At 47.0% G+C, this 19512-nt stretch carries 13 protein-coding genes, 1 tRNA gene, 1 pseudogene and 1 other annotated feature; of the genes and pseudogenes, 11 read left to right on the forward strand and 4 right to left on the reverse strand.

Features of this window, described 5'->3' with window-relative positions; genetic code table 11:
- Positions 1–43: 43 nt before the first annotated feature.
- Entirely contained in the window at positions 44–1153 is a 1110-nt protein-coding gene (locus QUA24_RS07275; protein ID WP_333228441.1) for an alpha/beta hydrolase, read from the reverse strand.
- Positions 1154–1307: 154 nt separating this feature from the next.
- On the opposite strand from QUA24_RS07275, the gene QUA24_RS07280 reads away from it, so the two are divergent.
- Positions 1308–6116, forward strand: a complete 4809-nt coding sequence (locus QUA24_RS07280; RefSeq protein ID WP_333228443.1) for an amino acid adenylation domain-containing protein — start codon at positions 1308–1310, stop codon at positions 6114–6116.
- Between the two features lie 38 nt (positions 6117–6154).
- Positions 6155–10201, forward strand: a complete 4047-nt coding sequence (locus QUA24_RS07285) for an amino acid adenylation domain-containing protein (RefSeq protein ID WP_333228445.1) — start codon at positions 6155–6157, stop codon at positions 10199–10201.
- A gap of 206 nt (positions 10202–10407) precedes the next feature.
- Here the strand turns inward: QUA24_RS07285 and QUA24_RS07290 are convergent, their stop codons facing one another.
- Complete coding sequence (locus QUA24_RS07290; protein WP_445242587.1) at positions 10408–11808, reverse strand: inorganic phosphate transporter; 1401 nt, start codon at positions 11806–11808, stop codon at positions 10408–10410.
- Between the two features lie 67 nt (positions 11809–11875).
- Here QUA24_RS07290 and rplS point away from each other — a divergent pair, with 67 nt between their 5' ends.
- From rplS to rplL, 9 genes are all read left to right on the forward strand, one after another.
- Positions 11876–12259: a 50S ribosomal protein L19 gene (gene rplS, locus QUA24_RS07295; RefSeq protein WP_242721249.1), complete on the forward strand. Its 384-nt coding sequence runs from the start codon at positions 11876–11878 to the stop codon at positions 12257–12259.
- A 134-nt stretch (positions 12260–12393) separates the two neighbouring features.
- Positions 12394–12466 (forward strand) — tRNA-Trp (locus QUA24_RS07300).
- Positions 12437–12646: a hypothetical protein gene (locus QUA24_RS07305; RefSeq protein WP_333054361.1), complete on the forward strand. Its 210-nt coding sequence runs from the start codon at positions 12437–12439 to the stop codon at positions 12644–12646. The genes QUA24_RS07300 and QUA24_RS07305 overlap by 30 nt, the downstream gene beginning before the upstream one ends.
- Positions 12647–12797: 151 nt before the next feature.
- On the forward strand, positions 12798–13031 hold the full coding sequence (gene secE, locus QUA24_RS07310; protein WP_333166850.1) for a preprotein translocase subunit SecE: 234 nt from the start codon (positions 12798–12800) through the stop codon (positions 13029–13031).
- Positions 13028–13666, forward strand: coding sequence for a transcription termination/antitermination protein NusG (gene nusG, locus QUA24_RS07315; RefSeq protein ID WP_172186535.1), 639 nt, complete (start codon positions 13028–13030; stop codon positions 13664–13666). Before secE ends, nusG begins: the two co-directional genes overlap by 4 nt.
- Before the next feature lie 3 nt (positions 13667–13669).
- Positions 13670–14095 carry a 50S ribosomal protein L11 gene (gene rplK, locus QUA24_RS07320; protein ID WP_006635588.1) on the forward strand — a complete coding sequence of 142 codons (426 nt, stop codon included), beginning with the start codon at positions 13670–13672 and terminating at the stop codon, positions 14093–14095.
- 219 nt (positions 14096–14314) lie between these two features.
- Positions 14315–15028, forward strand: coding sequence for a 50S ribosomal protein L1 (gene rplA, locus QUA24_RS07325; RefSeq protein WP_190663916.1), 714 nt, complete (start codon positions 14315–14317; stop codon positions 15026–15028).
- Positions 15029–15138: 110 nt separating this feature from the next.
- Positions 15139–15311: a sequence feature (ribosomal protein L10 leader region), on the forward strand.
- Positions 15312–15340: 29 nt separating this feature from the next.
- Entirely contained in the window at positions 15341–15937 is a 597-nt protein-coding gene (rplJ, locus tag QUA24_RS07330) for a 50S ribosomal protein L10 (protein WP_333228450.1), read from the forward strand.
- Positions 15938–16075: 138 nt separating this feature from the next.
- On the forward strand, positions 16076–16468 hold the full coding sequence (gene rplL, locus QUA24_RS07335) for a 50S ribosomal protein L7/L12 (RefSeq protein WP_333037133.1): 393 nt from the start codon (positions 16076–16078) through the stop codon (positions 16466–16468).
- A gap of 158 nt (positions 16469–16626) precedes the next feature.
- Here rplL and QUA24_RS07340 read toward each other — a convergent pair whose 3' ends face one another.
- Together QUA24_RS07340 and QUA24_RS07345 are read right to left on the reverse strand one after the other, a co-directional pair.
- Complete coding sequence (locus tag QUA24_RS07340) at positions 16627–18243, reverse strand: FAD-dependent oxidoreductase (RefSeq protein WP_333228452.1); 1617 nt, start codon at positions 18241–18243, stop codon at positions 16627–16629.
- A gap of 183 nt (positions 18244–18426) precedes the next feature.
- Positions 18427–19512 (reverse strand): annotated as a pseudogene (locus tag QUA24_RS07345) (CopG family transcriptional regulator); the annotation flags it as partial.

Raw genomic sequence — 19512 nt, forward strand, 5'->3', positions numbered from 1 at the left:
TTTCCTTAACTGAACCGTATTGGATTTTAAGTCACATTTTTAGTTAAGAAATTTCTGTGCAGAATGCCCTGACAGCTTCTGCAAACTGCTGGTTATGCTCCATTAATGCCATGTGTCCTCCTTTCTTTATAGTAAATAGCTCTGCTTGAGGTAATTCTGCTTTCATTCGCAGGCTAGCTGGGGGCGTAGTGGCGATATCTGAATCGCCGCATATTACCAACACAGGAATGTCAATTGATGGCAAAGTTTTTGTTTCGTCAAATTTGAGCATTCCCAGTGTGCCGCGAGCGAGAACGCCAGGAGAACCCAAGGCTGATAAGAAAGCTGAGAAATCTAATTGACCGCGCGTTTCAGTGCCTTTAAATCCCGATACTTCTACACTGATGTACAGTGAACCATTGAGATAGCTCAGCCAAGTCATTCCCCACATAATGGGTTCCAGAGCTATGGTGAGGTAGAGCAGAGGTTGGAGCAGCGGCTTCTGCAAAGCACGTAATAAACCGCTAAAAATAGCGGTTTTGAGGGGATTAGTATAAGTCGTATCTACCAGAATTAAACCAGCTACTCGACTACCGAGAAGTTCTGGAAAAAGCCGACTGAATGTTAGAGCAATCATGCCGCCCATGCTGTGTCCGAGTACGATAACAGGTTTAGTTCCTGCTATGGCAATTACGGCTTCGAGATCGCGGGCAAATTTTTCTAGGGAGTAGTCGCTGTTTTTTGGTCGAGTGGATTTTCCTAGGCCTGGAAGATCCCAAACAATCACTCGGAAGCGATCGCTTAGTTGCCGTTTCGCGTAATACCAAACCATACTGTTCGGCCCCCAACCGTGGGAGAGAATAATCGGCTGTCCGTCCTCTGGGCCGTAGAATTCTACTTGTAAAATAGTGCCATCAGGCCTCTCTACCCGCTGCACCGTACCCGTCCGCGTCGGCTTCGGTTCGTCAGCACCGGGGCGGCGGAACAGCGGCAAACTGATAAAGCGGCCGCCCACAGACCAAAGAAGCATCAACACTCCGCTAACTAAGTAGGAAATCCCTATAAGTTCGCCTATGTACCATTCATAGAGAATGTATATACCTCCGCCAAGTACGCCGACGGACAGCAGTCCCACCAGCCATAAGAACAGGAAATTGAAGGGCATGAACGGCATAAGCTGAAACCTTGGGTAGGATTTTGGTTGCGGATTCAAACAGAATCATACTCAGGTTAGACCACAGTCGGCAAGCGGTAAGTTAAGCTCTTAATTTGTGCGCTGGTGGAATTTCATTTATTAATTTGCCCAAGTAATGACAGGATGACTCAAAATGCCCGAGCCAAAAATATCGAGTTCATCACCAAATACCAGAGATTCTGTCACGGTGGAGTTAGTTGAGTTTTTATCTTATCTTCGCAGTCTAGATATTAATATTTTTGTTGAGGGCGAGATCCTGCGCTGCAACGCTCCTGAAGGAATTATTACCCCCGAACTACGGGCAGAAATTTCTCAGAAAAAAGCCGAAATTATTTCTTTTTTAAAAGCAGCTAATCGTACTTCTAGTTTCACTCCTACACCGATTGTTCCTCTGGGGCGGGACGGAAATCTAGCGCTTTCCTTTGCACAGCAGCGCTTGTGGTTTCTCGACCAATTAGTACCGAACAATCCTTTTTATAATGTTCCCGCAGCATTGCGTTTGACAGGTTCGCTCAATTTTTCGGCGCTGCAACAAACCTTCAATGAAATTGTGCGCCGCCACGAAGCTTTACGCACGACTTTAGCAGTAGTTTCGGGCCAACCTGTTCAGAGAATAGCTGCTGCTTTCCACCTCCCGATTAATGTAGTGGACTTGCGAAATTTGCCAAAGGAATCTCGACAAACTGAAGCAAACCGGCTCACGGCTGAGGAAGCTCAACGGTCTTTCAATTTGTCCACTGACTTGTTGCTGCGAGTCACATTATTGCAGTTAGATGATGCCGAATATTTACTAATGCTGAATATGCACCACATTGTCTCCGATGGTTGGTCTATCGGAGTGCTTATTCAGGAATTAGGCGCACTTTACACGGCATTTGCTAGCGAAAAAGCTTCGCCTTTACCGGCTTTGTCGATCCAGTATGCTGATTTTGCAAAATGGCAGCGCGAATGGCTGCAAGGGGAAGTTTTAGAAACGCAGCTTGCTTACTGGAGGCAGCAGTTAAACGGCATTTCTATGCTAAATTTGCCTGCGGATAGACCCAGGCCAGCAATTCAAAGTTACCGAGGCAAAAGGCAATTTTTGCAACTGCCAAAACAACTGAGCGAGGCTTTAGAAACGTTGAGCCAGCGCGAAGGAGTGACGCTGTTTATGACAATGCTGGCAGCTTTTAAAACGTTGCTTTACCATTACGCGCAGCAAGAAGATATTGTTGTAGGTTCGCCGATCGCCAATCGCAACCGCAGTGAAATTGAATCATTAATCGGGTTTTTTGTCAACAGTTTGGTGTTGCGTACAGATTTGTCGGGAAATCCAACTTTTCGGGAACTTTTAAACCGAGTCAAAGAGGTAGCATTAGGAGCTTACGCTCACCAAGATTTGCCGTTTGAGAAGTTAGTAGAAGAACTGCACCCCGATCGCGCGTTGAACCAAAATCCGTTATTTCAGGTGGCGTTTGCGCTGCAAAACGCGCCGGGGAATCATTTAGAATTGCCAGAATTAACACTCAGCCCGCAGCAGTTAGATGTGGGTACAGCGCGGTTTGATTTGGAGTTTCATTTGTGGGAGCGATCGCCCAACAGCTCGGGAAGCAACCAATCGCCCAGCAATAAGCTGTGGGTTGATAGCTCCGAAGGCATCAGCGGCATGGTTATTTACAGCGCCGATTTATTTGATGAAGCTACGATTACCCGCCTGATCGGGCATTTTCAAACCTTGTTAGAAAGCATTGTGGCAAATCCCGAACAGCGCATAGCAAACTTGCAATATTTGAGCGCCCAAGAGCGCGATCGTTTGTTAGTTGAATGCAACAATACTCAGGCGGATTATCCGCAAAATTTGTGCATCCATCAACTATTTGAAATGCAGGCAGATCGGACACCGGATGCGGTGGCGCTGGTATTTGGAGAGGAGCGAGTCACCTACCAGCAGCTCAATCTCCGCAGCAACCAACTAGCACGTTATCTGCAAAAAATGGGGGTTGGGGCGGAAGTTTTAGTCGGGCTTTGCTGCGGGCGATCGCTCGATCTGATCGTGGGGATGTTGGGTATCCTGAAAGCGGGAGGAGCTTACTTAATTTTAGATCCGAGCTATCCTGCTGAGCGATCGAGCTTTATGGTAAAAGATGCTCAATTATCTGTTGTGTTAACTCAGCAGCAATGGGTAGAGAATTTGCGCTCGCCCAATTTACAGATAGTTTGTTTAGACACAGACTGGGAGATGATTTCCCAAGAAATCGCCGACAATCTCACCAGCGCAGCGACAGCCGAAAATCTGGTTTACGCGATTTACACCTCCGGTTCCACGGGAAAGCCGAAAGGAGTGGAAATTGAGCACGGGAGCTTGTTAAATCTCGTTTTTTGGCATCAAAGAGAGTTTGGGGTGTCAGCGGGCGATCGAGCCACGCAAATTGCTGCGATCGGCTTTGATGCTTGCGGGTGGGAAATTTGGCCTTATCTCGCCGCGGGAGCTAGCATATACTTTCCAGAAGATGACATCAGGCGAGATCCTGAAAAACTGCAAAACTGGTTAGTATCACAAGAAATCACCATTAGCTTTTTGCCAACACCTTTAGCCGAGAAAGTTTTGCTATTAGATTGGCCTCAAACAACAGCGTTGCGAATCTTGCTCGCAGGCGGCGAAAAACTGCAACAACATCCTTTAAAATCCCATCCATTTAAGCTAGTAAATAATTACGGCCCAACCGAGAACACCGTCGTCACAACTTCCGGTTATATTCCTGTAACAGAGCAAACAGACATCGCCCCGACAATTGGCCGCCCCATTGCTAACACTCAAATCTACATATTAGACAAATATTTGCAGCCCGTACCAATGGGGGTTGTTGGCGAATTGTACATCGGCGGAAACGGACTCGCTCGCGGCTACCTCAACCGCCCAGATTTAACCGCACAAAGCTTTATTCCCAATCCTTTTCAACCAAATTCAGGAGAGCGAATTTACAAAACCGGCGACTTAGTGCGCTACAGAGGCGATCGCAACCTTGAATTTTTAGGACGCATTGACGAACAAGTAAAAATCCGCGGTTTCCGCCTCGAATTAGGAGAAATCGAGACACTATTAACTCAACATCCGGCCGTGCAGCAAACTGTAGCAATAGCTTCGGAAGATGGACAGGGAGATAAACGTTTAGTAGCTTATATTGCCCTGAATCCAGAATATAGCGTTGCCCGCGAAAAAAACCAAATAATGCAATTGCAGGACGAACAGGTTTTGCAGTGGCAAATGCTCTACAATGAAACTTACAATCAACCTGCTGTTGACTCAGATCCAACATTTAATATTGTCGGCTGGAATAGCAGTTATACTAATCAGCCAATCCCAGCAGAACAGATGCGCGACTGGGCGAACAATCAAGCCGCCCAAATTTTAGCTTTGCAGCCTAGCCGAGTGTTAGAAATTGGCTGCGGCACAGGTTTGTTGCTGTTCCAAATTGCCTCTCGCTGCACTCAATATTGCGGAACAGACTTTTCACCTATTTCGCTCAACTATATTCGGCAGCACTTGGCAAATCAAGAGTTAGCTAATGTAACGCTGCTTCAGAAAATGGCGACTGACTTTGAAGGAGTAGAGACAGCAGCTTTTGACGCAGTAGTTCTCAACTCTGTCGTGCAATATTTCCCGAATATCGACTATCTCGTGCAGGTGCTAGAAGGTGCGGTGAAAGCAACTGCTCCCGGCGGCTTTATCTTCATCGGAGATGTCCGCAGCTTGCCGTTGCTGGCAGCTTTCCACGCTTCGGTACAACTGTATCAAGCCGAACCTTCTCTCGCGGGCGAACAGTTGCAGCAGCGAGTACAAATGCAAATTTTTCAAGAAACAGAGTTAGTTATTGAACCAGATTTTTTTATCGCATTAAAGCACCGCTTTCCGCAGATTGGCGCCGTAGAGATTCAATTAATTCGCGGTAGTTATCACAATGAGTTAACTAATTTCCGGTACAATGCTATTTTGCATATTGCGTCTGAAACAGCACGCCCAAAATCATCGCTAAAAGGGGAGGATGTCGCAGAAAAACGGCTGGATTGGTTGGAAGAAAATCAGAATCTGACTGTTACCAAGGTGCAACAAATATTATTGCAAAATCAAGTCGATTTTTTAAGAATTGCTAATGTGCCTAATGCGCGGGTAATGGCAGCAGTTAAGGCGGCAGAATTGCTGTCTGTTGTCGATAAATTTCCAACAGCAGGTCAGTTGCAGAAAGCAGTGGAAAAAGTCGAGGATTTAGGAGTCGATCCCGAAGCGTGGTATGGTTTAGAAGTTCCGTATAATGTTAATATTAGTTGGTCTAATTCCGACGGTCAAGGGCGCTACGATGTAGTGTTTGCACGGGGCGAAATTAGAGATTTTGTGCGAGAAGCCCGAAGCGATAGCTTGCGTCCTTGGCGCTCTTATGCTAACAATCCCTTACAAGCTAAAGCAGCGCGTAAATTAGTGCCACAGTTGCAGGCTTATCTAGCAGAAAAACTGCCTGAATATATGGTTCCGTCGGCTTTTGTGGTGCTGGAGTCGCTACCGGTGACGGCTAACGGAAAGGTCGATCGCCTCGCTTTGCCTGCACCGCAGCCGATTAAGTTAGAATGGGCTGGCGGTTATGTTGCGCCTCAGACTTCTATTGAGGAAGTTTTAGTGAAAATTTGGGCTGAGGTTTTGGGGATAAAGCGAGTGGGTATCCGGGACAATTTCTTTGAATTAGGAGGCCATTCGCTGCTGGCGACTCAGCTTGTTTCTAGAGTGCGAGATGCTTTCGGGGTAGAGTTGTCTTTGCGCCGCGTTTTTGAAGCACCGACAATTGCAGAATTATCTAAGATTGTGGAGAGTTTAAAAGATAAGAATGCTAAAAGTGAAGCTCCGGCTTTAGTGCCGATTTCGCGCGATAGTCGGCGGAGGAAGCTATCATCTTTTAATCAAGAAATTAAATAAAAATGAGCGCTGTTGAACAGGGTACACTTTAGAGAAATATGCAGCAAGAAACAGATGTTTTCGTCTTCCCGGCCTCATTTGCTCAGCAGCGGCTTTGGTTCCTCAATCAATTAGCACCGGGCAATCCTTTCTACAATGTCTCAACAGCGCTCCGCTTAACAGGTTCCCTCAACTTAAGATCCTTAGAGCAAACCTTCAACGAAATTGTGCAGAGGCACGAAACTTTACGCACCACATTTACGCTTTTGGAAGGGGAACTCGTACAAATTATTGCTCCCATTCTCACCGTATCTCTCCCCACAATTGACTTACAAAATCTATCGCCAAATCAGCAGGAAACCGCAGCGCTGCAACTCGCAACCGATGCAGCGCAATGCCCTTTCGATTTAGCCGCCGGACCGTTATTCAAAGTAACGCTGTTACAACTCAGTGAAACAGAATATATATTGTTGCTCAATTTACATCATATTGTGGCTGATGGTTGGTCGATTGGAGTGCTAGTTCGAGAGCTGGGAACGCTATACACAGCATTTGTAAAAAATGGGATCTCGCACTTGCCAGCACTGCCCGTGCAGTACGCCGACTTTGCAGAATGGCAGCACCAATGGTTGCAGGGCGAAGTATTAGAAACTCAGTTAGCTTATTGGCGGCAGCAGTTAAACGGAATTACCACACTCAATCTACCGACAGACAGGCAAAGACCAGCCGTTCCCTCCTACCGCGGCGCTAAACAATTTATAACACTATCACCTGCTTTGAGCGAGGCGCTAAAGTCATTGAGCCAGCAAGAAAGCGCGACTTTATTTATCACTCTACTAGCCGCTTTTCAAACTTTGCTGTACCGCTATACAGGACAAGTAGATATTGCAGTAGGAACGCCGATCGCCAATCGCAACCTGAGCGAAATAGAAGCATTAATCGGTTTTTTTGTCAACAGTTTAGTGCTGCGTGCAGATTTATCAGGAAACCCAACTTTTCGGGAACTATTGCATCGGGTAAAAAACGTCGCAATGGCAGCCTACGCTCACCAAGATTTGCCCTTCGAGAAGTTGGTTGAGGAATTGCACCCCGATCGCGAGTTGAGTCGTAACCCCCTATTTCAAGTTAGTTTCAGCCTGCAAAACACTCCTGTAGCAGCGCTAGAATTGCCGGGGATCGTTGGAGAGGCGATCGACTTTGACGCAGGAACCGCCAAGCTCGATTTAGAGTGCCACTTGTGGGAAAATGCAGGAAGTATTCAAGGGCAATTTGTCTACAGCACAGATTTATTTGATAGCGCCACAATTGCGCGCATGGCGGGACATTTCCAAACGCTGCTCGAAGCCATTGTTGCCAATCCCAAACAGCGCCTCAGCGACTTGGCTTTGCTGACAGCGGCAGAATACCAGCAATTATTAATCGATTGGAATGACACTCAGAGAGATTATCCGCAAAACCAGTGTTTCCATCAGCTATTTGAAGAGCGAGTCGCGCGTGAGCCCGATGCTGTCGCCGCCGTCTTTGAAAACCAGCAGTTAACCTACCGCCAACTCAACAGCCGAGCCAACCAACTTGCACATTACTTGCAGCAATTGGGAGCAGCACCAGAAGTTTTAGTGGGCCTTTGTGTAGAACGTTCCTTAGATGCGATCGTCGGATTGCTAGGCATTATCAAAGCAGGCGCAGCCTACCTACCTTTAGATCCAACTTATCCTCAAGAGCGACTTAACTTCATGTTAGGAGATGCTCAGGTGTCGATTTTGATAACTCAGCAGCACTTAGCAAACAACTTGACGCAGCCGGAAAATTACGGAGTTTTTTCAGTAGTTTGTTTGGACTCCGACAGAGAAATTATCGCCAGACAAAGCTCTAAAAATTTAACTACAAATATCATACCAGAAAACCTAGCCTACGTCATTTACACATCTGGTTCAACCGGAAAACCCAAAGGCGTTTTAATCGAACATGGGGGACTTTACAACTTAGCCCTAGCTCAAAGAGAAGCTTTTAACTTAAACTCAAATCACCGCATTTTGCAATTTGCCTCCCTAAGTTTTGATGCCTCAATCTTTGAGATTGTCATGGCCTTGGGAACCGGAGCAACACTTTACTGTGCCAAGAAAGAATCTTTGTTGCCCGGACAAACATTAATCCAATTTTTGCAGGACAATGCTATTACCCACGCTACCCTCCCGCCCTCGCTGCTAGCTGTCCTTCCAAACGCCGAACTTCCCGCACTGCAAACAATTATCTGTGCTGGCGAATCTTGTTCCCCGGATATTGTTAAACGCTGGGCTTCCCGGCGCAGATTTTTTAACGCTTACGGCCCTACAGAAGCGACAGTCTGGTCAAGTTTTGCCGAAATTGGCGATTGCAGAAAACCGCCCATTGGCCGCCCAATAGCTAACACTCAACTCTATATTTTAGATAAAAATTTACAGCCTGTACCCCTTGGAATTCCCGGTGAATTGTACATCGGCGGCAGCGGATTGGCGCGAGGCTACCTGAACCGCCCCGAATTAACCGCCGAGAGATTTATTGCTAATCCCTTTAGCCAGAAAGCAGGAGAACGAATTTATAAAACTGGTGACTTAGCTCGCTATTTTCCCGACGGCAATATTGACTTTTTAGGCCGCACTGACGAACAGGTAAAAATTCGCGGTTATCGAATAGAATTGGGAGAAATTGAAGCGCTGCTGGTTCAGCATCCAGCAGTAAAAGAAACAGCGGCGGTTGCTGTGGATGATTTGTCTGGCAACAAACGCCTAGTTGCTTATGTCGTCCCCAATCACCAGACGCTTAATCCGGGAGAAATACGCAATTTCCTCAAACAACAACTGCCCAATTACATGATTCCCAGTGCTTTTGTGGCGATCGATTTTCTGCCCCTAACTCCCAATGGCAAAATTGACCGCCTGCGCCTACCTGCACCGGGAACTCTAACTAGCAATTCAATAGATAAAAGCTGCATTGCACCTCGCACACCAACCGAGTCAACCCTGGCCCACATTTGGGCCACAATCCTCAACGCAGAGTACGTTGGCATTCGCGACAACTTCTTCGATTTGGGTGGAGATTCCCTGCTGGCAATCCGCCTCATCAATGAGATTAACCAGCAATTTGAGCGCGAGTTGCCGCTATCTGCTCTTTTTTTAAATCCGACAATTGAAGGTTTAGCCGATTCGCTATATTCAGGAACAAATTTTTTGGAATGGTCGCCTTTAGTTGCAATTAAGCCTCGCGGTAAAAATCCCCCGTTCTTCTGCGTCCATCCCATCTTTGGCGTTGTATTTCCTTATTGCGAGTTAGCCTTTGGGCTAGGAGAAAATCAACCGTTTTACGGGCTGCAGCCAAAGGGTATTGACGGCGAAAGTTCTCCGTTAACTAGCATTGAAGACATGGCGGCTGACTACATCGCAGCCTTGCGTACCGTTCAACCAAAAGGGCCTTATTTTTTAGGAGGCTGGTCTTTTGGAGGTTTGGTTGCTTTTGAGATGGCTCAACAGTTGCTCGCAGCGGGGGATGAAGTGGCTTTACTTGCTGTGCTAGATACTTTAGCGCCGGTTTCTGCTAATAAACCTTCTTTTTGGGACGGTTGCAAGTTTATTATGACTACTGTTTCGCGCTCTATATGGCCTTTTGTAGTAGATTATTTTCGCTTGGTGGCTGCTGCAGAAAATTTTCAAAGTGGCGGTATTGCGGCCAAATTTCCGAAATTAAATAAGATGCTTAATTTGGCAGCTAATTTTTTGCATCGCTGGAATTGGAAACAGGCAGTTATGGTTAGCATCCTATCTCAGGAGTCAACAAAACACAACTGGCGCGAGCTGGCAATTCCCTCAATGTTTACTGTATTTCAGGCTAATAGTCAAGCAACTCTCAGCTATATACCGAAATTTTATCCGCAGCGAATTACTCTGTTTAGATCGAGGGAACAGCTAAGCATGAGTCATCAAGATTCGACTCTTGGCTGGAGCGAATTAACGACCCAAAAAGTAGAGGTGATTAGAGTTCCTGGGAATCATCTTACTATGTTGAGAAAGCCAGGGGTCGAGGTGCTGGCTCAACAGCTAAAGCATTGCTTGGAGAAGGAATTAAGTGATTGAGGAGCCCGCGTGCTGGTGTGCCGCAACCGGGTTTGATGTGCGAAAGCGCTATTCGTCCTGAATCTGATCTTTATCTGCGTGAATCAGCGTCAATCCCTTGTCATCTGCGGTTTACATTCTCTTTTTAAAACCGCAGATGAGGGCAGATAAACACAGATTAACGCAGATGAATTTTATCAATTCCGGTTGCACCATTCATCTCAAATCTAAAATTGCCCAATGGATTGCGCGATGGTGAAAATAATAGCACCCAAAGCTCCTGCGATCGGAATTGTCACCAGCCAAGCCGAACCAATTGACAGCAAAGTTTCCAAGCGTACTGTTTTCCAAGCTTTGATCAGCCCGACTCCGACGACTGCACCGACTAAAGCGTGGGATGTGGAAACTGGCAAACCGAAGCGGGATGCTAGCAAGACTGTGGTGGCTGTGGCTAATTCCGCGCAAAATCCGCCGCTTGGTTGGAGTTCGATGATCTTTTCGCCGACTGTGGCAATTACATTTTTGCCCCAGATGGCTAAACCGATGACTATTCCTGCGCCTCCGACGACTAAAATCCACAGGGGCACGCTGAAATCCTCTAGGGGAAAGGAACCTGTGCGCCGGATGTAGGCGATCGCAGCTAGGGGAGCAACTGCATTGCCTACGTCGTTGGAACCGTGGGCAAATGCTACAAAACAGGCGCTCAAGACTTGAAATCTTGCCATTTGTTGCTCGATGAGAGTGTGGGGGAGTGTCGGAGTGGGAGGGGGGGAGAGTGGGAGAGTGGGAGAGTTTGTGTTTGTACTTCTTCCTTCTTCCTTCTTCCTTCTTCCTTCTTCCTTCTTCCTTCTTTCTTCTTCCTTCTCAACTGATTCTAATTTTTTCCAGCTATTGAATGTGAGGCCGATCGCCCCAATACTCCCGATGCCAATGACAAAATCGTGAATTGGAAGATTCCAGCCAAATCTATCCTGGGCGGCGGCGATCGCCCCTGTCTGCACCAAAGCGACATTCACAACAGACGGCAGTACAATTATCCCAAATACGCTCAGCATTGCTGCACTCAGCCAAGGTATCCACTCGCGCATTTGAGATAGAGGATCTGGCCGATCAAGAATCGAATACTTCACCACACTGTAAAATAGTGCGGCTAAAGCACCGCTAGCAACAGGTGTCGCCACCCAAGTTAGGGAGATGGTGCCGATGGTTCGCCAATCAACTGCATTAATTCCGGCTGCAACACAGCTAAAACCCGCGATCGCGCCCACCACTGCATGAGATGAAGAAACCGGCAAACCTCGACTGGTAGCTATTTGCAGCCATATCCCGCAAGCTATCAGCACTGACACCATCCCGATTAAAAATACTTGCGGTTGGGCCGCGAACACTTGTGCATTCACAACTCCTGTTGCCAGAGTTTCGGAAACTCCTTGGCCGAACAGCACTGCGCCGGAAAATTCCAGTATGCCTGCAACAATTATTGCCTGCCGCAGCGTTAGCGCCTTCGAGCCTACGGATGTCCCCATCGAGTTAGCGACATCGTTGGCCCCCAAGTTGGCGGCGACGTACAAGGCGAGTGCGGCCATTGCCCCCAGTTGCAGAAATACGACCCCAGAGGTATCTAACATAGAAATTTTTTGACATAAAACGGGCATTTCGATATATGATAAGGGATTGTGAGTTTTGGTAAATCCGATGAAAGGCGCAGAAATAATCCGTTCTATCGAAACGGAAGAAATAAATAGAGTCAAGCAAGAACTTAATAAACAAGTTCCCGAAATTTACGTCGGCGACACAGTGCGAGTCGGCGTAAGAATTAAAGAGGGTAACAAAGAACGGGTTCAGCCCTACGAAGGGACTGTGATTGCCATGCGTAACGGCGGGATTAATGAAACAATCACCGTCCGCCGCGTATTTCAGGGCGTCGGAGTGGAACGGGTGTTTTTGATTCACTCGCCCCGCATCGCTACGATCCAAGTGATGCGCCGCGGGAAAGTCCGCAGAGCAAAACTTTACTACCTGCGCGATCGGGTGGGCAAAGCTACTCGTGTCAAACAGCGGTTCGATCGCTCCCTGTAGGAATGCACCCAGCTTTCCCTTGGTTCATGATTCATGGGAAATTGAAAAAAATCAAAAAAAAGTTTTCCATTTACGAGCGCACTGTGTTAAAATAGAAATCTAGAGGTTAAGCGAATTTCAGCAACCTCACCTGTGCGCTCTTAGTTCAGTTGGTAGAACGCAGGTCTCCAAAACCTGATGTCGGGGGTTCAAGTCCTCCAGGGCGCGCTGAATCACCAAACTTTAAATTCTGCCCGAAAGCGCCCGGACTATTGGCTGGCAACAGTCAAAACCGCAAACTTTCGGGTAGAATTAATTTTTGTGGGCGGTTCGCAAAAAATGCCATCAACAAATGCTCGGTGTGGCTTCTCGATCATCGGTTTCGGCGATCGGCATTTACGCCGTTGATGGGTTGGGCTTGTAAAAAAGTCGTGGCTTTAGATTTGAGATTTGGGACTTGGGCGTAAGTGGTTAGTGTCACAAAATCTGAGAGCCGCGGGCCACTCACACCATCTAAAATCTAAAATCTAAAATCTAAAATCGCAAGGGGGATTGAATCGTGGCGAAAAAAGACGAAGCTCAAGAAACTCAAGAAATAACGGCGCCTGGGTTTAACCCTACGGGTTTTTTTAAGGAAACTAGAGAAGAACTCGACAAAGTGGTTTGGCCCAGCAGGCAGCAGCTAATCAGCGAGTCTTTGGCCGTGCTTTTGATGGTAATCCTCTCAGCAAGCCTGATTTATTTGGTGGATAACTTCTTTAACTGGGGCGCGGGAAAGGTGTTTGGGCCATGACTTTTGCATCAGAAGAATCTGAGTATTCCACAGAAGCGACGGGACAGGCAGCATCGCCAGAGGTGCCGGAGATTGATGCTCGCTGGTATGCTGTTCAAGTTGCCTCTGGCTGCGAAAAGCGCGTGAAGGCAAACTTGCAGCAGCGGATTCAAACTTTGGATGTTGCCGATCGCATCGTTCAAGTCGAAATTCCGCAAACTCCGGCAATCAAAGTCGGCAAAGACGGTTCCAGGCGGCAGTCAGATGAAAAAATCTTTCCCGGCTACGTACTCATCCGTATGTTTATGGACGAGGATACGTGGCAGGTGATCAAGAATACCCCGAATGTAATTAATTTTGTCGGGGCAGAGCAGAAACGCCGCTACGGGCGCGGCAGGGGTCACGTCAAACCGCTACCTCTGAGTCATTCGGAAGTAGAACGGATCTTCAGAAACGCTCAGGAATCAGAACCAGTTGTCAAAGTATCGATGTCTGCTGGAGACCACGTTGTGGTACTTTCCGGGCCGTTTAAGGATTTTGAAGGTGATGTGATTGAAGTTAGCCCGGAACGAAACAAGCTCAAAGTTTTACTCTCGATTTTTGGGCGCGATACGCCTGTAGAATTGGAGTTCAATCAGGTTCAGAAACAGAACTAACTAATGGCAAAGAAAGTTGTTGCAGTAATTAAGTTGGCGATTACGGCGGGAAAAGCCAACCCAGCTCCTCCGATCGGCCCAGCTCTGGGTCAGCACGGCGTCAATATTATGATGTTTTGCAAGGAGTACAATGCTAGAACCGCAGACCAAGCGGGTCTGGTGGTTCCGGTAGAAATTTCGGTTTTTGAAGACCGCAGTTTTACGTTTATTCTCAAAACTCCGCCGGCTTCAGTTTTGATTCAAAAAGCCGCTGGCATTGCTAAAGGTTCGGGAGAACCTAATCGCAAGCAAGTAGGGACGATTACACAGGCTCAGTTACGAGAAATCGCTGAAACCAAAATGCCTGACCTCAATGCTAATGATGTTGAGGCTGCAATGAAAATTGTGGCAGGAACGGCTAAAAATATGGGCGTGGCGATCGCGGATTAAAGTCAGTTGTCAGTTGTCAGTTGACAGTTGGCAGTTGTCAGTAATTCAGGATTTTGAAGCTAAAATCTTCAAGCTCAAATCGCAAATCCTAAGTCGGTTCAGGGGGAGAAGCAAAGCTTCGCTAGTAACCGAAAACGGGTAGATTTTAAGATTGTCCGATAGGTTCAATCTAAAATCTAAAATCTAAAATCTAAAATCGACTGACCCCAGGAGATAACAATGGCAAAGAAAGTATCGCGAAGACTGCAAGAACTTCAAAAGAAAGTTGAAGACAGACCTTATCTACCGCTGGAAGCTCTGCAACTTTTGAAAGAAACAGCAACCGCTAAGTTTGGCGAAGCTGCTGAAGCTCACATCCGTTTGGGAATTGACCCGAAATATACTGACCAACAGTTGCGGACAACTGTATCGCTACCAAAAGGAACTGGTCAAGTAGTCAGAATTGCGGTGATTGCTAAGGGCGAAAAAGTTAAAGAAGCTCTAAATGCCGGCGCGGATATTGCTGGTTCTGAAGAGTTGATCGATGAAATTCAGAAGGGCATGATGGACTTCGACTGCCTGATTGCTACCCCAGATGTGATGCCGTTGGTGGCAAAATTGGGTCGGTTGTTGGGCCCGCGCGGTTTGATGCCTTCTCCGAAAGGTGGCACGGTGACGACTGACATTGCTCAGGCGATCAACGAGTTTAAAGGTGGTAAACTAGAATTCCGTGCCGATCGAACTGGCATCGTTCATGTTATGTTTGGCAAGGCAGCTTTCTCAGCGGAAGATTTGCTCGTCAACCTTCATGCTTTGCAAGAAACTGTTGACCGCAACCGTCCTTCTGGTGCTAAAGGTCGCTACTGGCGCAGTTTGTACGTATCCGCAACAATGGGCCCGTCGATCGAAGTCGATATCAGTGCTCTGCGCGATACCAAACTTGATGCTGCCTAGTACAGAATTAAGCAGAAGGCAGAAGGTAAAAGACAGCTTCGGCTGTCTGTGTAAATCTCTCACAAGACTTACGCCAGACCCTTGCTAATCTCTGCCTTCTGATGATAGCCTAATCAAAAATCAATAAGCTGAAGACCGCAGGTGCCGATCGCTTAATTTCCTGCCGAGGCTGAAGAAATAAAAACTCAAGACTCAAAGATTAGAAATTTTGTATTTTTAATTGTGACTTGTTAATTTTTAATTCTCTGCCCCGGCTATAAGGTCGGGGTTTTTGGTGGGCAGTTTTCGATCCTAAAAGGAGGTGAAATAAGTATGGGCAAAAGTTTAGCAGTAAAAAATGAGATTATTGCAGACCTCAAGCAAACCTTGAGCGAATCTCAACTGGTAATCGCGATCGACTACAGGGGCTTAAGTGTTGCTGAAATCACAGATTTGCGTCGGCGTTTGCGTCCGAAAGGCAGCAGTTGCCAAGTGGCAAAAAACACGCTGATGCGAATTGCTGTTGAAGGCAACGAAACCTGGCAGCCGATACAAGAATTGCTGACCGGTACGTCGGCGTTTCTGTTCGTGCAAGAAGATATTGGCGGCGCGATTAAAGCTTACCAAGAATTCCAAAAAGTCTCTAAGAAGACAGAACTTCGGGGCGGCGTAATGGAAGGACGGGTACTGAAAGAAGCTGATGTTAAAGCATTAGCCGAGCTGCCGTCGAAAGAACAACTCATGGCTCAAATTGCTGGCGCTCTCAACGGTGTCGCAACCAAGTTGGCTGTGGGTATCAATCAAGTTCCTACTTCGATCGCTCGCGGTCTTAAAGCTTATGCTGAAAAAGACGGCGATTCAGCAGAAGTAACAGCAGAAGCACAACCAGAAGCGCAACCAGAAGCGGAAGCAGAAAGCGCATCTGTGTAAGTCATTAGTAATTAGTCATTAGTCCTCAGTCATTAGTATTTAGCAATAGATAGAAAACTGGAGACAAAGAACTAATGATGAATGAGCAAATCTCAAATCCGAAATCCCAAACCTACAATTGAACTAGGAGTTTAACGAATGTCTACTGCAACTGATGAAATCTTGGAAAAACTTAAGTCTCTGACTTTGCTCGAAGCTTCTGAATTGGTCAAGCAAATTGAAGAAGCTTTCGGCGTCAGCGCTGCTGCTCCTGTAGGCGGCATGATGATGATGCCCGGTACAGGTGGTGGAGCCGCTGCTGAACCCGTAGAAGAGCAAACCGAGTTTACTGTCATGCTCGAAGAAGTTCCTGCTGACAAGAAAATCGCTATTCTGAAGGAAGTCCGCGCAATTACCGGTCTGGGCCTGAAGGAAGCCAAAGACTTGGTAGAAGCCGCACCGAAGGCAGTTAAGGAAGCTATTGCTAAGGAAGCTGCTGAAGAAATGAAGAAACAGCTTGAAGCTGTGGGCGCAAAGATTTCTATCAAGTAGTCAGAGAATGTAGTTGATATCTATTCCGGTGACACTGGAATGATGGTTGACTGTTGACTGTTAACTGTTAACTATTCCCTAAAATTAATCGCGCGATAGTTACATCTCTCGCGCGATTAATTATTTTTGGCGTAGGGAAACGGCATTGCCGTGTCCTCTTAGATTTTAGAGGTGGCTTCCATTTGCCGGACTACTGTTAAAGCAGAATAAGAAACACCAGCAGTTCCTTCTCCGGGATGGGTGGAGTCGCCTACTAACCACAAGTTTTTAATTGGTGTGCGATTGGCAAATCCAAAGGGACCGAAGGTTGGTATTCGCTGTCCGATGCCACCCACAACGCCTCTATCTCTCGCTGTGTAGCGGGCAAAGGTGCGGGGTGTGGCGGCTTCTTTGTGTACGATCGACTTTGGCGTCAAATTGAAATATTCGCTCAAACGGGCGATCGCCCCGACCGTATATTTTTGCTTTAATCCTTCATAATCAACCGAATTCCACCATATTCGAGTATCAGTAAATGACGAAGCGATAATTGTCGCCATTCCCTCCGGTGCTCGGCCATCGCCCGGATGGCTGACTGAAACAAATAATGAATTATTCTCCCCAATCTCGCCTTCGTAATCGTAGAGAAACTGAAGGTGCGGCGGACAATTTTCTGGAATTGCGCTTTCATGGACTCCCAAATATATGACAAATGCACCGGATGCGGGCGGCAATTTATCAACTCGATATTTGTAGCCTGCCATTTGATTTGGGAGTTGGTTGTTTGCCTCTAAATTCTCTGATTTAACAGATAAACTATCTGTTGAATTTTCGACAATCGGCTCGCTTGACATCAATTTTACTAGATTTTGCGCGGTCACGTTGGCAACAATGCGATCGGCGGTTTCTGTCCAAACTTCGCCTGTTTTTTGATTGCGAATCACTGTACCGGTGGCTTTGCCGTTGGCGGTGACAATACTTTCAACTGTATGCCGCAACAAAACTTTGCCGCCGTCTCGTGCGATCGCCTCTACAAGTCGATCGCTCAATACCTGCATACTTCCTTCTAAATGATACAATCCCTGTGGCTCTTGCGAAACTCCTAAAGCCGTCGCCGCGTAAAGTAGCGCCGTTTCTTCGGTATCAACTTGAGAATACAACTTTAACTGCAAATCCAGAAAAGTTTTCAAGCGCAAATTGTCGCCCAACCCGCAAAGCCGCAAAGCATCTCCCACTGTCATAAAAGTGAAAGGCAAAGTAATTAGAGTATCGGGGCGAACTGCTTGAATTAATTGCCAGAAATCCCATAAGTTTCTGGGTGGTAAAACTGGATCGCGCCCTTGAAAGTTCCAGCTAGCTTTGAACAAAGCAGACAATAATTGCCAAAAAGGTTCGCTTCCGGGAAACTGCCGCTGCCTTTCTTCCTGCCACTTTTGCGGATCACGCCACACGCTAATCGGTGCGGTTTCTCCCGGCAAAAACACCGCACAAGCGGGATCACAGGGTGTGGCTGCGGGAAGTTCTATATCTAATTCTGAGAAAATTCGGTGGTGAATGCCTCCGGGTTCCAATCCTGCAACCTGCGTGGCGCCGACATCGAAGGTAAAGCCTTTGCGTTTGAAGGTGGAAGCGCATCCGCCGGGGACGATCGCCTGGTCTAAGACTAGCACTTTGTATCCTCTGCGGGCTAGCAGGGCTGCTGCTGTCAGCCCACCGATGCCGCCTCCAATTACCGTGACGCGGCCCTTAGTGTCTGCTGGATTGGATTTGCTCTCAGGGGTGCGATCGCCTCTCATAATTTATTTATTGTAATATTTCTTAATAGTATGCTCATATTTTGCAATAAAAAGCTCTTGTAGCGACAGGTTGAAATCTATCGCTACAAGAGGAAGGAGTCTGAGTTGACAGGACATTTCAGAGGTAAGGTGCAGCCGGATCGCCCCAAGCAACCCGAGTTTTTGCCGTAGCCGATTGGAGAATCATGGACGCCGCCACTTGTTGAGATAAGCTTCGCCAATCCCAGCCACAGCCTGCATTTGAGCTAGCTGTTCCCGCAAAGCTTTGATGGTTCTTAGCTGTTCTTGAGACTGTTGCTGCAAAGCGTCGTAATTTCGCTGTATCGCTGCACTCTGGCTCAATTCATTTTCCAGATATTGCAACTTGGCCATTTTAACTTGGAAGTCGCCGATCACACTTGACTTTTCTGCTAACTCGTGCTGTAAAGATTCGTAACTCGACTTTGACACGGTTTCCTGGAATTGGCTTTCGAGATTTTGCTTTTCGGTGGCGAATTGCTGCTGCAAAGATTCCAGAGCACCGGATTTTTCGCCTAGCTGTTGCTGCAAAGATTCCAGCTCACTAGATTTTTCGGCTAGCTGTTGCTGAAACTCGTGTTCCCGGTGTTCTCTTTGGGCCAATTGCTGCTGCAAAGATTCCAGAGCACTGGATTTTTCGCCTAGCTGTTGCTGCAAAGATTCCAAAGCACTGGATTTTTCGCCTAGTTGTTGCTGAAACTCGTGTTCTCGGTGTTCTCTTTGGGCCAATTGCTGCTGCAAAGATTCCAGAGCACTGGATTTTTCGCCTAGCTGTTGCTGAAACTCGTGTTCCCGGTGTTCTTTTTCAGCGAATTGCTGCTGCAAAGATTCCAGAGCGCTGGATTTTTCGGCTAGCTGTTGCTGAAACTCGTGTTCCCGGTGTTCTTTTTCAGCGAATTGCTGCTGCAAAGAAGCGATCGAACTTTCGCGTTCATTCAACTGCTGCTGTAAACTTTCGTAACTTGACTTCGCTACTGTTTCAGCTAATTGGCTTTCGAGATTTTGCTTTTCGGTAGCGAATTGCTGCTGCAAAGAAGCGATCGAACTTTCGCGTTCACTCAACTGCTGCTGTAAACTTTCGTAACTTGACTTCGCTACTGTTTCGGCTAATTGGCTTTCGAGATTTTGCTTTTCGGTAGCGAATTGCTGCTGCAAAGAAGCGATCGAACTTTCACGTTCACTCAACTGCTGCTGTAAACTTTCGTAACTTGACTTCGCTACTGTTTCGGCTAATTGGCTTTCGAGATTTTG

This window comes from Microcoleus sp. Pol12B5, from assembly GCF_036701335.1.
Lineage (GTDB): Bacteria > Cyanobacteriota > Cyanobacteriia > Cyanobacteriales > Microcoleaceae > Microcoleus.